Here is a 15,864-nt window from a genome sequence, read left to right on the forward strand (position 1 = left end):
ATTGGCTTTCAATTCGTCGTAGACGAAGGAGAAGTCGACTAGCTCATTGATCTGGCGCAGCATGTTGTCTTTAGGCACAATGAGGTCGTAAAGCGTTGTATATGGACTTAATGCAAAAGAGAGTTGAGGCTGAAACATGGTCTTCACCCTTCCGACGTAATACTTAAAGTATACAAGAAAAAAGGCACAGCGCCCTCATAAAATGAGAGTCTGTGCCTTTTTTCTTAGTATACTTTTTCAGTGGCCTCCTTATTGGACGCCCTCTTCTTTTTCTATGATCGTTCATTCATTGATAAAATGGACAACCTGCAGGAATCGTTTCAGCATAACAGCAGCCTCCGCTCTGGTCGCATCTGCCTTCGGATGGAAGGTCGATTCTGTTACTCCCCTTACAATGCCCGCATGCATAGCTTGGGACACAGCATCTTTTGCCCAACCGCTAACCTGTGCCGCATCCGCAAATACCGCCAAAGCCTCCAGGTCCACATCGACAATTGTACCTGCAAATGTCATAGCTCTTGTCATCATCACAGCCATCTGCTCACGGGTGATCCGCTCATTCGGCAGAAAGGAACCGTCTTCGAAGCCGTTAATAAGATCAGCTTTCACTGCAGCGCCAATGCTTCCTGCGTACCAACTGCCAGCAGTAACATCATTGAATTTAGCAATTGCCGTAGCCGCATCTTCATTCAAACCTAATGCTCTAGTTAACAATGCTGCAAATTCTGCGCGCGTGATGGAGGCATTCGGTACAAACTGGCTGTCACTCACTCCTTTAATCACTAATTTGGAGGCAAGTAATTCCACATCCGCTTTTGCCCAGTGCGCTTTTACATCATCGAACGTTTTGGAGGATTGCACGATCGCGTACAGACTATTTCCTGGACGTTTAATCGTCACCGTCGTTTTACCATGACTAGTGTCAAAAATAGCAGGAACGAAAGTCATTCCACCGGTTTCCGGATCGTACATAACTGCAGTTAATTGATTGGTATCTCCAGCTTGAACAAGCGTAATCGTTCTAGATACGTACGTATGTCCAAAATCGTTCACGGTTACCGTCTTCCCATTGCCTTCCGCCGTAATCATAAAATCGAAAACATCCGAAACTAGTGATAACCCTGCTTCTTTCGCTTTAGCGTTGATCAGATCCGCTGCCTCGCCGGTTACTTTCTCCAAAGAGATATTCATTTTCACCTGATTGACTTCGGCACCAAGCATTTTAGCTATATCCACCAGATCCAACGACTTGACAGGAAGATGGTAACTAACTCCATTGTTTGTAATGGATATGATCGTATTCGGAGCTTTTTCCAGACCAGTTGCTAATACGTTAGCATCCAACTGAACTTTAACCGCGTTTTCACTACCGTTCACTTCAATAAAAATCTTTTGTTCCTTGGCTTCTTTTGTTACAAGTGCATCAAAAGCTTTGCTCAACGCACTTCCATCCACCGTAGCTACAGCTACGGTTTTTCCGTTAATCGTTTGATTCACGGGTTCCACTGACAGATGCACACTGTCTTCATTGCTTGTTGGGGCCGCAGGTGACGAACCTCCAGTGGAGTGGTCGGATGTAGTATCGGGTACTACTCTTACTGAATTCGAATATTGACCTTCCCCTAGAGCGTTAGCTGCAGTTACTTTGAAATAATAAGTCGTGCCGTTAATCAATCCACTATTGGTGTACGTTGCACTCGTAACGTTTGTCGCTATTTGAGTATAGGAGTCATGCTCCGTCATTCCACGAGAAACGTTATAATAAGCAGCTCCAGTAACGGTATTCCAGCTCAAAATCGCTTTCGCATCACTTGCTATAGCCGATAAGCTTGTCGGTGCAGATAGCGGTGAAATAAATTGAAGAAAAGCTCCCCAGATAATGTTGCCATCTGTATCTCTTTGATATGGCAATTCCGTCAAACTTTCGAAGTTAGCATCTGAAAGTTTGACACCTGATTTATTCGCTGAAACCGTACCATTGAACAAATAGTTGTTATCTGAGACTAATACTGACGGATAGTTGTCTTTCTTTGATGAATTCTTTTGGTAGGAAACAAAGCTGCTCAATGTGAAATCCGTATCTACAATGCCCTGACTTCCTCTTAAATCCAAGTTTCCACCAGCATTATTAAAACCAACATTGTTCTCAACAATAACACCAGGGTTACTATTGCTAGTAAAACCGTTCGCACCATTTCCAAATGCCATGCTGTTACGGATAATATGAGGTACATGAATGCCTTCACCACCAAGCTTGAAGCCATTTTTGTCACCTGCCCCAACAAGACCAGTCGTTAGTTTGCCGTTATTGTAAGCAATGCTATCCTCTATCGTGACGGCGCCAATTGCACCTGAACCCACTTTGGTATACAGATCCCAACCGTCATCAATGTTATTATGGGCGATGTCACCGCGGAACACATTACCCTCGCCCGATGTCAGTTTTGCCGCAAATCCATCAGCATTGTTGTTAGCTGGATCTATATTATCGAAGGATTCACAGTTCAAAATCAGATTGTACGACGGCCATTGCGCTTTGTCTGTTGATCCGTCTGTGCTGCTAATTTGCAAACCCGTGTCGCCATTCGAATAGAATCGGCTATTCTCAACGATGTTGTAATTCCCGCCTACCGTAAATCCTTTCGTGTTCGCAGCCGAGCGTTTAACATCAATTCCTTTGACATGCCAGTAGTTCCCGCTTAAAACAACGCCCTCAGACTTCTTCACGAAATCAATGACAGGTTGTGCACCAAGAGCCGCAATAAGAGATTTCTTGGCGTTGGCTGTACCGTTATTACCCTTCTTAATATCTAATTTGGAGCTGCGAACGTATCTGCCGTCTTGCACAATAATCGTCTGACCCGCACTTACATAAGCGATAGCTGTGTCAAGATCAAGAGGACTGCTGACAGAACCTGTACCAGCACTTGTACCCGTTGGCGATACATAGATATCTTCGCCTTGACCAAACGTTTTCATCGTGACCGAAAAAGTTTGCACCAAACGACTATAGGAAGTTAGAAGCTGCGTATCGTCTGGTAAAAAAGTCGCGTTAAAATTCGTAGTTGCGTTCTCGGCTACCGAAGTTTGGAACGTAATTGCTTTGCCCGCTTCAACGATTGTATCAAGCGCGAGTACTTCTTCACCTTTTTTAATCGTTACTGTACCATTCACAGTAGGCTTAATTGTTAAATCATAAGCTGTCTTTGAAGTTTGATCCAAAGATAGCACTTGAAGGTCAGGCGTAACTGCGGTTTGTGGCCCTTCAACTTTTGGAGCATCAGCTTCTGCTGCTGTGATTTTGAGTTTGACATTGCTTACATCAATCGTGGCAAGACGCGCTGTATAAAACCCCACATACATCTTAGAATCTTGGATGTTCATAATGTCAGGAACAAAGTACTGAGCTTCTGTACCACTATTTAAACTTCCGCTAAAACCACTGTTCGTTTTCGATAACGTAAGTTTGTAAGGTACAGAAGGAGGATTAGCATTAGCTACAGCAGGTCTTACATTGTTTAGCATCGTACTTTGAATCCCTTTGCTGCCTTTACCATCCTTATCCTCTACACCTGTTCTTACAAATAGTTGTGTGCCAATTGGTTTGGTTGTACCTCCACTGTATCCACCTATAGCTGCAATATTGGAAGCGAACACACTAGAGTCGCCTGGGGTTCCAATTGCATCTCTTGCCATGATCCCAAAAGATTCTTGGCCATCGTATGGATTTTTGGCAAAGAGAGTAACTTTAACATCGGCCGATAGCTCAAAGTTATCTTGAACTGCATCAAGTTCTGTATAGTAGAAGGAGATACCATCATGATCACCAGTAATCTTTCCACCGCCCTCCAAAGCTACTAGGTTGTGCACATTAGGACTTACATGAGGTGTTATCGTATTATTAGCTGCAGTCGTTGATTGTCCGAATCGAATCGTTTTCCACTCCGGCTCCACAGGTGCTCTTACAGCCACTTTATACGTAATCGGCAGAATCGCAGTATCTGTAGGAATGATTCGTATATCGTAGATTCCTACGGTATTTTTATCATAATTCGAAGCGTCTGTTGTGAAGCTTGTTAAAGATTCTGTATCCAAATTATCGAATACTTTGACAATGCTTAAACCGGTAGTGACTAAATCCTCACCAACGAGATATGTCGTTTTGGGATACTTGTTAACTTTAATCCCCGTTAATGCTTTTTGTTTAACCGTAACGCTTGTTGATGCTTGTTGTCCTCTATATAATATAGCAACCTGCTTCGAACCCGCAGTATTCGTATCAAGTACAGCGATATATTCATTATTCATCAATCTTACTCTCGAATTATCATTATATTTCGCATATATAGCCATTCCATTAGGTTTGAATGTATCTCCTAGATAATAAATTGTCTTTTGCGGAGGCTGGGCAATTTCCAAGCCCGTGAGTAGTGCATTTTTCACAGTCACATTAAAAGTAGTCTTTCTTGCAGGAGTCTCCGTTGATTGGATTGTAACGGTCTTGATCCCCGGGGTATCGAACGTATACGTAGAACCCGTAACTGTTGCATTGGAAATCGAGACTGTGTATTTATCTCTAGTCAGATCGGCTCTATGACCTGAATCATAGCCAGCTGTAACCACTAAACCTTCAGGATCAAATAGATCACTTGTGTAATACACCGTTTTACTAGGAGGACTGGTCATGTCGAATGCCGTAACTGTCAAAGGCGAGATCATGAGATCAATCGTTTTGATTGCACCGTTATAGTTGACCGTAATTGTATTGATTCCAACCTTACTGCTATCAAACCCTGTAATGACATAATCATTGTTAGATAGTTCTTCATACACGTTACCTGTCACTGATGTTACTTTCAAACCAGTTGCATCAAAGCTTTGATCTTTCAAGTAAGTAGTTTTCATAGCTGTTTTGTCAATTTGTATATTAGTTGGTGCCTGAGAATCCACGCTAATATTATAATCGCTAAAAATAACTTCCGCGTCCCTAGCTACATAAAAGCCAGCATATGCCTTATTCCCGTACACAGAATGAGAAAACAAATCAAGAAACAAGGTCTGACTTTGCCCATTAATCGTTAATTGATAGGCGTTTCCTGATTTTTTAATCGACAGTTCATATTCTTCGCCTTCAATAGGTTCATTAACATGACTAAACGTATTCAATTTAAATTGCGTACCCTTACCTGAGCCAAATTCGGTAGCTCCCGTTTTATAAACCACTTGGGTCACGGTAGAAGCAGGAGTGCCCGTAGCAGGGACTGCTGCAACCCCGAATCCACCAACTGCCACATAATTGGATGATGTAGCTGTTGAACTTGACCCGATGTTCCCTCTGACCATTAACCCAAAAGAAGCTTGGTTAGGGGTATTCGCCGGATTAGTAAAACTCACTACTTTTGCTCTAGCACGCAATTCAAAATTCGCATCAGCAGGCAAGCTTATCTGTTTATAGTAAAAAGATAGCCCCTCATCCGTACTAGCAATTTTACCTCCGTTAACTGCTTTTAGAGTAACAGAACCATCCGTATTACTTGTAATGGAGTTTTTGGGTGCAGCACCTGTGCTTCCGCCAAATGTACTGCCTGTCCACGCCCCTAATGCGGCAGCGGATCCACTGAAAGGGATCATCGAAAATAATAAAACAAGCGACATCACTGCTGCAAACAACCTTTTTTGTTGGTTCAAGTAACATTCCTCCATATAAATTTGGTTTGTATACGCTTACCATTTTGAATGGTCAATCATATGAAATTTTCTCGGATGTATGGAGCGAAAGATCAGAATTGGATAATTAGCAGGAATGTACGCATAGATGTAGGAGTATTACGAGGCTGGAAATTTGGTTAATAGGACGCCATCCGACAGGCGGAAGTTCCATCGGTGTATGCGTGTCCATCATTAAGTTGTATATAACTTACAACAATGGAAAAACTCCATCTAACTCACATTAGGCGTGTTTGAAGAACTAACTGTATGTCCTACAGTTAGTTCTCCTCCCTTTAGCGAGAAACGGTTAAAATCGCCGAATTAGCTGGAGTTTGTCCATCTAGCCCTTAATGGAACCGATCATCGCACCCTTAGCAAAATGCTTCTGCAAGAATGGATACACCAAAAGAATTGGAAGCGTAGCTACGACGATAACTGCCATTTTGATCGATTGCGCTGGAGGCGGTGTTGCACTGTCTAGATCTGCACTCACGTCCATGCCACTGGCAAGTACGACAATTTGGCGAAGCAGGACCTGAATTGGCCACTTAGCACTCTCATTGATATAGAGAATCGCGCTCATATACGTGTTCCAATAGGTTACCGCGTAGAACAAGGAGATCGTCGCAATCGCTGGCATCGACAATGGCAGAACGATACGGAATAAGATTCCGAAGTCGCTGCAGCCATCGATTTTGGCAGACTCCTCAAGTCCCTCAGGGATGTTCTGGAAGAAATTTTTCAAAATAATTAAGTTAAACGCACTAATAGCTGTCGGAAGAATCAACGCCGCATAGGTGTCGATCATCCCAAGCTCCTTGACCACAAGGAACGTCGGGATTAGACCGCCGTGAAATAGCATCGTAAATACAACAAGGAACATGATGATTTTACGCCCATCTACGTCTTTGCGTGACAAGCCATATGCCATCAATGCCGTGATGAACATACTAATAACTGTACCGACAAATGTCGTCCCAATTGAAACGGCCATTGCTTTAAATATCGTATTCGTTGAAAAAATAAATCGATATGCCTCGATACTCCAATCCGTCGGAATGAGGACGAATTTCTTCGTCGCCATTTCCGCACTCGTCGTGAAGGAGCCAGCCACCACGTGAACGAATGGGATGATCGTAATGAATCCGATGATCGTTAATAACAAATAGTTGATGATACCGAACATTCTGCCGGCCAATGTTTTATCTTCTACCACGATTTCAACCTCCTAGCTGCTGGGGTTTACAGACCTAGTAAACGCCCTCTTCACCCATTTTCTTCGCAATACGATTCACGATCATGACCAGCACTAGTCCAATGAATGATTTGAATAAACCAATCGCTGAGCTGTAGCTGAATTGCCCTTGTTTAAGACCTGCTGTATATACATAAGTATCAATGATCTCAGCAACTTCTCGGTTCATGGAGTTAAGAAGCAAATATACATGTTCAAAACCGAGCTCGAGAACCGCACCAATTTTCAAAATTAATAAAACTATGATGACACTTCGGATCGCGGGCAGCGTAATGTGCCACACTTGTCTAAGCCGTCCTGCACCATCCATACGAGCAGCTTCATATAAGCCAGGATCGATGGAAGCAATCGCCGCTAAATAAATAATCGTTCCCCAACCTGCTTCTCGCCAAATGACTTGCAAAATATAAATCGGTCTGAACCATTCTGGAGCCAGCAAAAAGTTAACTTTTTCAAGGCCAAAATATGAAATGATCTCATTAATAATCCCGCCATCCATGGTCAGCATAACGAAGCTAATGGACACGATAATAACCCAAGACATAAAGTGAGGCAGATACACAATCGTTTGAAATACTTTCTTAAACAGATCCCCTCTAACCTCATTCAGCATGAGTGCCAAAATGATCGGAATCGGGAAGTAGAACAATAGATTCATAACAAACAAAATTAGCGTATTGCTCAAAATATTTAGAAAATCCGGCTCTGTGAACAAGCGCTTAAAATGCTCTAAACCGACCCATTCACTGCCCATAACGCCTTTGAAAGGTTTGTAGTTCTGGAAGGAAATAATTAATCCGTACATCGGGATGTATTTGAAAACGATAAAGTACAAAATACCTGGCAGTAACATGACATAAATCCATTTATTTTTCCAAAGACGTCTGTTCAGTTCACTACTCGATTTCCTAGTGACCACGCTTTGCGCTACATTCACTTCTTGCATAGGACTTCTTCCTTTCCTTAAAAGGAGAAGACTGCCGCAATACCAGCAGCCCTCTCGCCTTGACTTATCAAACGTGCATTCGTTGCATTACTTTTTGTAAACAGCGTTGTATTCTTCGATGATTTTGCTGCCGCCACGACTTTTCCAATCTTCAACCGCTTTGTCAAAGCCAGCTTTATCAAGCGTTCCGTAGATGTATTTGTTCGTTGCATCTGTGATAACTGCTTGTAGTTGCACACCTTTTTCAAGGTTTGTTTTGGAATCTAGCGCTGCTACTGGATCTTGAACCGCAAACTTCAGGTTCGCAATTTTCAGCTCATCCGCTTTGCCTTGTGCAGGGATCGTTGGAATACCTAGGAATCTGCCGGATGTATCTTCGTCACCAATTGCTGCATCTGTGAATGGTTTTACTTCACGTGTCCATTTCTCTTCATCTAACTTCTTCGCTTTATTGTCAGTTACGCTGTAATTGACATCTTTAATGCCCCAGTTTGCCATGTTGGCTACTTCTGGTGTCATCATTTTGTCGAAGTAAGCAAGCACTTTACGAAGATCAGCTTCTGTTTTGTTCGCAGATTTCGGGAACAGAACGACGTTCGCATAACCTGGAAGTGCCCATGCTGCGAATTTGCCATCAGGACCAGCAACCATACTGTGAACATCTACTACGGCGGTCGGTACATTTTTGACCAAGTCTTTGTTCAAAGTGGAAACATCCGTCATGGCGCCGATATACATACCTGCTGTGCCACTTGTGAATAGTTTTTGTTGATCCGTTTTACTTGTGGCCGCGAAGTCTTTATTGATGTAGCCGCTATCACGCATTTTTTTGACGTAATCCATCGTCGCTACATATTGCGGGAACATGAATTCCGGAGCTAACTTGCCGTCCTTCACACCCCAGTTATTCGGTGTGCCCATCCAAGCGGCAAGCGTTTTGAATGCACCGTAGATCAGATCGTTACGATCTGTTAGACCGATTGTATCTTTTTTACCGTTGCCATCCGGATCGTTTTCCGTAAACGCTTTCGCCATGGCTAACAACTCATCCATATTTGCAGGAGCCTTCAGACCCAGCTTATCTGCCCAATCCTTACGGTAGATAAGACCTTGGCGAGCAATGTCGACACCACGGTACAGCGTGTAAAGCTTGCCATCTACTTTCGTATTATCATTCGTTGTGGATTTCAGCTTGCTGAGGTTCGGGAAGTCTTTCAATAGAGGTCCGATTTCCCAGAACTGTCCATCACGGATTGCGGATTTCATTTGGATGAATGTTGCTTGGTTTTTCAAATAGGTTGCTTGTGGTAGTGCGCCCGTTGCGAACGTAGTATTCAACTTCTCTTCATACGTGTCGGCTGGGAAGAACTGATACGTCAATTTCGTGTTCGTCAGCTTCTCAAGTTCTTTAATAATCGTATCTGGTGGTGTTTGTGCCGTATTCAGTGGGGACATGATTGTAATCGCTGTAGGTGTGTTATCTGTCGCTTTTGGTGTTGCTGCTGTCGTCGTTGCTGGAGCTGCTGAGGACGATGCAGGCGTTTCTTTATCTCCGCATGCTGCCAAAGCAAAGCTGGAAACCAGTAGTACGCTCATTGGAATCGTGACTAATTTTCTCTTCATATCGGGTTGACCTCCGTGAAAATGTGGTGTGCTACAACTCACACATTACACGGCACAATAGGAGTACCGAAACAATCATTTACTCATATAACCCCTGTCTGGCATGGGATGTGAGATGATGATTATTCCGTGGGGAGATGATTATTGGGGGGAGGAAATTCAGGGAATTATCCATATTAAAACAGAAAAGAAAAAGTCTACCAGTTGGTAGACTTCCTATGATATATTTAGTTGGTACAATCTCAACTTGTGTGCGGCTCCCTCCGGAAAGGAGGTTGATGCCATGGAAACTTTCCAAACGATAGTCGTTATGCTCGCGTTCGGTACGTTTATACTGGCGCTTCTGACTTATATCGAAAAACGAAAGTAACCCACTCAGGTTGAAGGCCTAGTCAGTGGGTTACACCTTGCAACTACCTTGGAGGTTGCCCACCAAAAGATTGTGCAGGAGACGTGTTAGCCGCACGTCTCTTTTGTTATTTATAATCTTATCACGCCAAATTTATACACGCAACTTACTTCTTCCCATACGCCTCATTATACTCCTGGATCATCTGATTCCCGCCGCCCCGTTTCGATCTATACACCAAAAGAAAAAGCCTACCAACTGGTAGACTCCCTATGATATATTTAGTTGGTACAATCTCAACTTGTGTGCGGCTCCCTCCGGAAAGGAGGTTGATGCCATGGAAACTTTCCAAACGATAATCGTTATGCTTGCGTTCGGTACGTTTATACTGGCGCTTCTGACTTATATCGAAAAACGAAAGTAACCCACTCAGGTTGACCGCCTAGCTAGTGGGTTACACCTTGCAACTACCTTGGAGGTTGCCCGCCAAAATGATTGTACAGGAGACGTGTTGGCGCACGTCTCTTCTCTTATTTATAATCTTATCACGCCATATTTATACACGCAACTTACTTCTTCCCATACGCCTCATTATACTCCTGGATCATCTGATTCCCGCCGCCCCGTTTCCAACGCTCGATCTCTTGCTGGAAAGCCGCCTTATCCAACTTACCCAGAATGTAATTGTACGTCGCGTCGGAGATAATTTTGTATAATTCGACACCGCGCTCATCATAAGTCTTCGACTCAATCCCCAACGTCGGATCCTTAATCGCATACTTCTCATTGTCCAAACTGAGCGTATCCGCCAGCTGAGATAACGATTCGCTTTCGACAACAGGAATAATGTTCGGATTGTTCAAATCAGCGATCATCAGCGCGTACAACGCATTGACCTCATTGACGCGAATCTTCGATGTCTCTTCAGAGAGCTGGATTTGTCCATTTTTAGCCGTATAATGACGTCCTTCCAAACCATACTTCATCAGATTCGCGACATCCTTATCCATCGTCCGATCAAAAAACTGCAGCATCTGCTTAAGCTCCGCCTCAGTTCGAATCGCTTTTTTCGAAAACAGATATAACGCACTATAATTAGGAATAGACCAAATTTGAAATCCTTGCGGTCCTTCAATGTGATTCACAAGCGTTAACCTTGCCTCCGGATTCACCAACTGTGCCTCATCTGAAAGACGCTGTACATCCTGCATACTGCCGATATACACGCCAGCCGTGCCCCGAATCAATTTATCCCGCTGTACATCTTTGCTCGTTACGGCAAAATCCGAATTAATCAGCTTCTCTTCATACAGCTTCTTCATAAAATTCATCGTATCCACATACGCCTGTGTTTCGAATTCGGGTACAAGCTTTCCAGCGGAAACGCCCCAATTATTCGGTGTTCCGAAGTAGGAGCTAATCGTCTTAAAGGAGCCGAACACCAGATCATTGCGATCTGTTAACCCAAATGTATCGTTCTTCCCATCACGATCAGGATCCCCATTCGTGAAGGCTTTGAGCACATCGTACAGTTCATTTAGATTGGTCGGCTTCTTTAAATTGAGATTATTCAACCAATCCTCCCGAATAATGATTCCCTGGCGCGAGGACGGCCGCTCGGTGTATAAGCCATATATTTTGCCATCTACCGTCGCCTGACCTAGAATCTCTTTATTGAGTTTTTTCAAATTAGGATAGGAAGACAAATAAGGGCCAATATCCCAGAAAGCGCCAGATCGAATCGAATTTTTCATCAGCATATAGTCTGTATATTTGACATAGGTCGCTTTTTTCAACGAGTTGGTCGTAAGAGCTGTGTTCATTTTATCCGTATAAATGCCATCTGGCACCCAGTTCAACTCCAGCTTCGTTTGGGTCAGTTTCTCAATCGCTTCTACAAGCTCAGGTATCGGCGGGTGTGGAAAATGAAGAGGTGCCATAATTGAAATAACAGGCCTTGTCCCTTTCTCTTCCTTGGCCTTGGGCGTGCTCTCATTCTGACAGGCACTTAGCAGCATTAGGATGTTCAGAGCGATAATCATTCGTCCTATCCAACTGAGGCGCTGACCAAACAAATTACTTCTCATGCTTACTCCCCCTTGCAACACAAGTGTTTTTTAACAGCAAATATGAGATAATGATTATCCCAAATGCAGATGATTATTGATCTGAACTGGACTCTTGTCTACAATACATAGATAGTCTGACGAATGATTCTTCGAATAGATAAGGTGTTGAATACGATGCGCTCTTTAAGTTTTCTTAGCAAAATGACGATATTCAGCTTCCTGCTCAGCACGCTGCCTGTGATTTTTATCGGTGCTTTTGCCTTTGTTACATCCTCAAGTGAGATCCAAAAAAATGTCAACGAAGGTAAAATGCAGTTAATCACCCAAATCAATTCCAATGTAGAGCAGAAATTAACCACTGTCAACCATACACTAAATCAGGTCATCAATTCCACTGTTCTCAAAAAGGCTATGGAAATGCCGCTAAGTGTAACCGATTTCATGATGTACGATGATCTGCGCAGCGAAATTCGGTACATGCAATCTTTTGACACGAGGCTCGAAGATGTGCTCTTGATTAATGCCAAGCAGGATTGGATGATCAAAAACTCAGGTCTCTATCGCTTTGACAATTACCCGTTTGCCGATAAATTGATTTCCCTAATGAACACGCCAGATAACACAATATGGACCCTGAATCCGTCGGAGTGGTTCTACACGGAAGAAAATGCGCGAAGCGTAAGCTGTGAGTACAGTATCTCGTTAGTCAAAAAGCTTCCGACAACCGGCCTGGATAAATACGGCTTAGCCTTAGCTAATATTCCCGCCTGCTCCTTGCAGGATATGATTCAAAGTGACTCTGAACACCCCGATGACATCGTCATCATCGATGAACAGCAGCGGATTGTCATGAATCGCGATCCCGGTCTAATCGGGAAATCGATCACAGCAGCAGGTCTGACCGACCTGAAAGCGCTTGAAGAAGCGAGCGGTCAGTTCCGCGCTAGCATTCATGATAAACCTTATTCCGTTACGTTCCTGCGCTCGAACTTGAATAACTGGACCTACTTATCCTTGACCTCAATCGACAGCTTGACCAAGGAATCCAGCAAAATCGGAACTTATACCATCTACATTTGCGCCCTGATGTTACTTCTTGCCTTAGTGCTTGCATGGCTCGTTTCACGCAAAATGTACTCACCGATCCAGCTGCTACTGAACCAAATTGGCGGCTTGGTGAGCGGAAACCAGAAGCGAAAGGCCAATGAATTCCAGATGATCAGCGAGCACGTGCATACCTTGTTCCAATCGAAGTCGCAGCTTGAAAAAGAAGTCCATCAGCACATTGGCCAAGTCCGGACGTTCTTCCTCATCAAGGCTTTTCAGGGGCATATCAAATCTGCCGAATTGGTAGAAAAACTCGCACAATTCGGTTACACCGAACATATTGCCTCATGGAAAACGATGTCCGTCATCACGATTCAAATCGATGCTATCGATCATACTCGCTATGAGAAAAAGGACATGGAACTGCTGCTATTTGCCGTGCACAACATGCTGGAGGAACTGATTCCTTCGGAACAGCGCTTAGCGCCGATCCTCATTGATCAGACCATCGTTACGATGATCGGTAGTGCAGATTCGGTTGATAGTGACTTCCGTACCATGGTGTACAGCTTAACGGAACAGGTGCAGCAGCATATTTACAACTTTTTGAAGCTGCATATTTCCATCGGAATTTCCTTGCCGATCCATTCTTTTACCCAGATGGCACTCGCCTACAAAGAAGGTCTTGAAGCGCTGAAGCACCGAATTAAGCTCGGTGAGGGCATCATCATTCAATATGAGAACATCAACTCTGGGAAGCATTACTTGAACTTGAACTATCCGAAGCCTCTTGAGAATGAACTGATCGACAGCATTAAGTTAGCCGAAAAGGATAAATCCCGAGAGCTGCTGAAGCAGCTGCTGCATGCTGTATTCGCTGCGCCGCTATCGCCGCAGGAATATCAGATCCCGCTGGCGCGGCTGCTCAACAACCTGCTGATGATGATGCAGGAATCCGGCATCGCCTTGAATCAGATTCATCCGAACAAAGGCTCTTTGTTCGAAGAGGTGCTGGGCTTGCATACGACAGCCGAGATCGAGGATTGGTTCTGGACCGAAGTTGTCCATCCCCTGATCCAGATTTACCGTGACCGTCAGGATGCACAGTACCACAACATATCAGAGAAAATCATCGACCTCGTGCAGCATTACTACGACACCGATCTAACGCTCGAGGAATGTGCATCTCGCTTGCATTACAATGCGAATTATTTAAGCAGCATTTTCCGTAAAGAGACGAACTGCTCTTTCAGCGACTACTTATCGAACTACCGCTTCAATATGGCGAAAAAATGGCTCTCCGAGACCGATATGCCGATCAAGGATATCTCCTCGAAGCTGCGCTATAACAACTCGCAGAATTTCATCCGCTCCTTCCGCAAACAGGAAGGACTCACGCCCGGTCAGTACCGGGATAAGCAGAAAGAGGGCTTGCCGCCTAATTCATAGGGCAAGTGGACAAAGCAAACAGCTTGCGAAGCCACCACATACACGCGAACAGCAAACAGCCTGCGAAGCCACCACATGATTGTTGGTGGTTTCGCAGGCTGTTGTTCCGTTATGCGGGCCTGTCCTACGCCGAAACGACTTGGCTAGCTTCAATCGCTATTTTCAGCGCAGCACGGTTGTCCCACAAGAAAGAAAGAAGCTGATTGCGCTCTTCGAAAAATGACTCATCCGCATCCCCATAATCGTGCCCAACGCCATGAACACTGAAGCGTTCCCCTTCATAGTGCATTAAGGTCCATTGACCTCCACGTTTTTTATCAGCAAAAACAAGGTAAAGCTTCTTCCCTGCTGCATCCCACTCTGCGAAGCTTGAAAAGTTGTCCAAAATCAAGCTGATGTCCTGTTTATTCTTAATTTGCATGATCTTATCTCCTTTTCGCTTTTTTAAAATCGTACCCGAGATTCCATGAGAAGTTTGTCACACTTTAGGGACGAAATGTAGGAATTTTTGTCGAAGGGGATGGGAACGCTGCACCAAGCTTATAGCACTGCTTATGCCGGTCTATAGACTCTACCCCTTTGGCTCAGAAAAAGAGCGTTACTCTAGCTCTAGCTGCTCCTCTTTAGTCCTCCTTTGCTATTCCTCCTCCTGCTCGTTCTATTACCACTAAATGAATCTCTATCCCTCTTCACTCTCGCACCATTGCGTGCTGTTTCATTTTTCCGAAACCTTTACAATCCACCACTACTGTGCGTTTCTGCAATCGAACCTCTAGCTGTCCTTTTGCTCCCCTGCTATTCATCCTCATGCCCGTCCTATTCCCACTATCCCTTTAGCTCAGAAAGACGGGTCTGCTCAAATAAATCGTTTATCCCCCTTCACTCTCGCACCAATGCGTGCTGTTTCTGCAATTTAAACCTCTAGCTGTCCTTTTGCTCCCCTGCTATTCATCCTCATGCCCGTCCTATTCCCACTATCCCTTTAGCTCAGAAAGACGGATCTGCTCAAATAAATCGTTTATCCCTCTTCACTCTCGCACCATTGCGTGCTGTTTCTGCAATTAAACCCTCTAGCTGTCTTTATGCTCCCCTGCTATTCATCCTCATGCCCGTCCTATTCCCACTATCCCTTTAGCTCAGAAATAGAGTGTTGTTGAAATTGATTACAGAGTTGATACTGAGTCAGCGGGATAGTGGTGATAGAGAAAGCAATGAAGTTGTACGAGGTAGGGCTTTGGACCTGAGCCAAAGGGATAGTGGTAATAGAGAAAGCAATGAAGTTATACGAGGTAGGGTTTTGAACCTGAGCCAAAGGGATAGTTGCGATAGAGTAACAATGAAGTTACACAGGGCAGGCCTTTGAACCTGAGCCAAAGGGATAGTGGTGATAGAGTAACAATAAAGTTATACAGGGCTT

9 protein-coding genes are annotated in these 15,864 nt (G+C 44.1%); 3 read left to right on the forward strand and 6 right to left on the reverse strand.

The window, feature by feature from the left end:
• Window positions 1-282: 282 nt before the first annotated feature.
• The 4 genes from J2736_RS34045 to J2736_RS34060 form a co-directional block, all read right to left on the reverse strand.
• A complete protein-coding gene (locus J2736_RS34045) occupies window positions 283-5,688 on the reverse strand; it encodes an S-layer homology domain-containing protein (protein ID WP_310502948.1) in 5,406 nt (1,801 codons plus the stop codon).
• 361 nt (window positions 5,689-6,049) lie between these two features.
• Window positions 6,050-6,925 (reverse strand): carbohydrate ABC transporter permease, encoded by an 876-nt coding sequence (locus J2736_RS34050; RefSeq protein ID WP_310502949.1) that lies wholly within the window; start codon window positions 6,923-6,925, stop codon window positions 6,050-6,052.
• A gap of 34 nt (window positions 6,926-6,959) precedes the next feature.
• On the reverse strand, window positions 6,960-7,910 hold the full coding sequence (locus J2736_RS34055; protein ID WP_310502950.1) for an ABC transporter permease: 951 nt from the start codon (window positions 7,908-7,910) through the stop codon (window positions 6,960-6,962).
• A gap of 87 nt (window positions 7,911-7,997) precedes the next feature.
• Entirely contained in the window at window positions 7,998-9,533 is a 1,536-nt protein-coding gene (locus J2736_RS34060) for an extracellular solute-binding protein (protein ID WP_310502951.1), read from the reverse strand.
• 283 nt (window positions 9,534-9,816) lie between these two features.
• Between J2736_RS34060 and J2736_RS34065 the strand changes: the two genes are divergently transcribed.
• Together J2736_RS34065 and J2736_RS34070 are read left to right on the forward strand one after the other, a co-directional pair.
• Window positions 9,817-9,903, forward strand: coding sequence for a putative holin-like toxin (locus tag J2736_RS34065; RefSeq protein ID WP_310502955.1), 87 nt, complete (start codon window positions 9,817-9,819; stop codon window positions 9,901-9,903).
• A gap of 316 nt (window positions 9,904-10,219) precedes the next feature.
• Window positions 10,220-10,306, forward strand: a complete 87-nt coding sequence (locus J2736_RS34070; protein ID WP_081787580.1) for a putative holin-like toxin — start codon at window positions 10,220-10,222, stop codon at window positions 10,304-10,306.
• 145 nt (window positions 10,307-10,451) lie between these two features.
• On the opposite strand, the gene J2736_RS34075 is transcribed toward J2736_RS34070, so the two are convergent.
• On the reverse strand, window positions 10,452-11,969 hold the full coding sequence (locus tag J2736_RS34075) for an extracellular solute-binding protein (protein WP_310502952.1): 1,518 nt from the start codon (window positions 11,967-11,969) through the stop codon (window positions 10,452-10,454).
• A gap of 123 nt (window positions 11,970-12,092) precedes the next feature.
• Here J2736_RS34075 and J2736_RS34080 point away from each other — a divergent pair, with 123 nt between their 5' ends.
• Entirely contained in the window at window positions 12,093-14,447 is a 2,355-nt protein-coding gene (locus J2736_RS34080; protein WP_310502953.1) for an AraC family transcriptional regulator, read from the forward strand.
• Window positions 14,448-14,571: 124 nt separating this feature from the next.
• Here the strand turns inward: J2736_RS34080 and J2736_RS34085 are convergent, their stop codons facing one another.
• Window positions 14,572-14,868, reverse strand: coding sequence for a hypothetical protein (locus J2736_RS34085; RefSeq protein WP_310502954.1), 297 nt, complete (start codon window positions 14,866-14,868; stop codon window positions 14,572-14,574).
• Window positions 14,869-15,864: the final 996 nt, after the last annotated feature.

This window comes from Paenibacillus qinlingensis (assembly GCF_031455095.1).
In the GTDB taxonomy this organism is placed as follows: Bacteria; Bacillota; Bacilli; order Paenibacillales; family NBRC-103111; genus Paenibacillus_E; species Paenibacillus_E qinlingensis_A.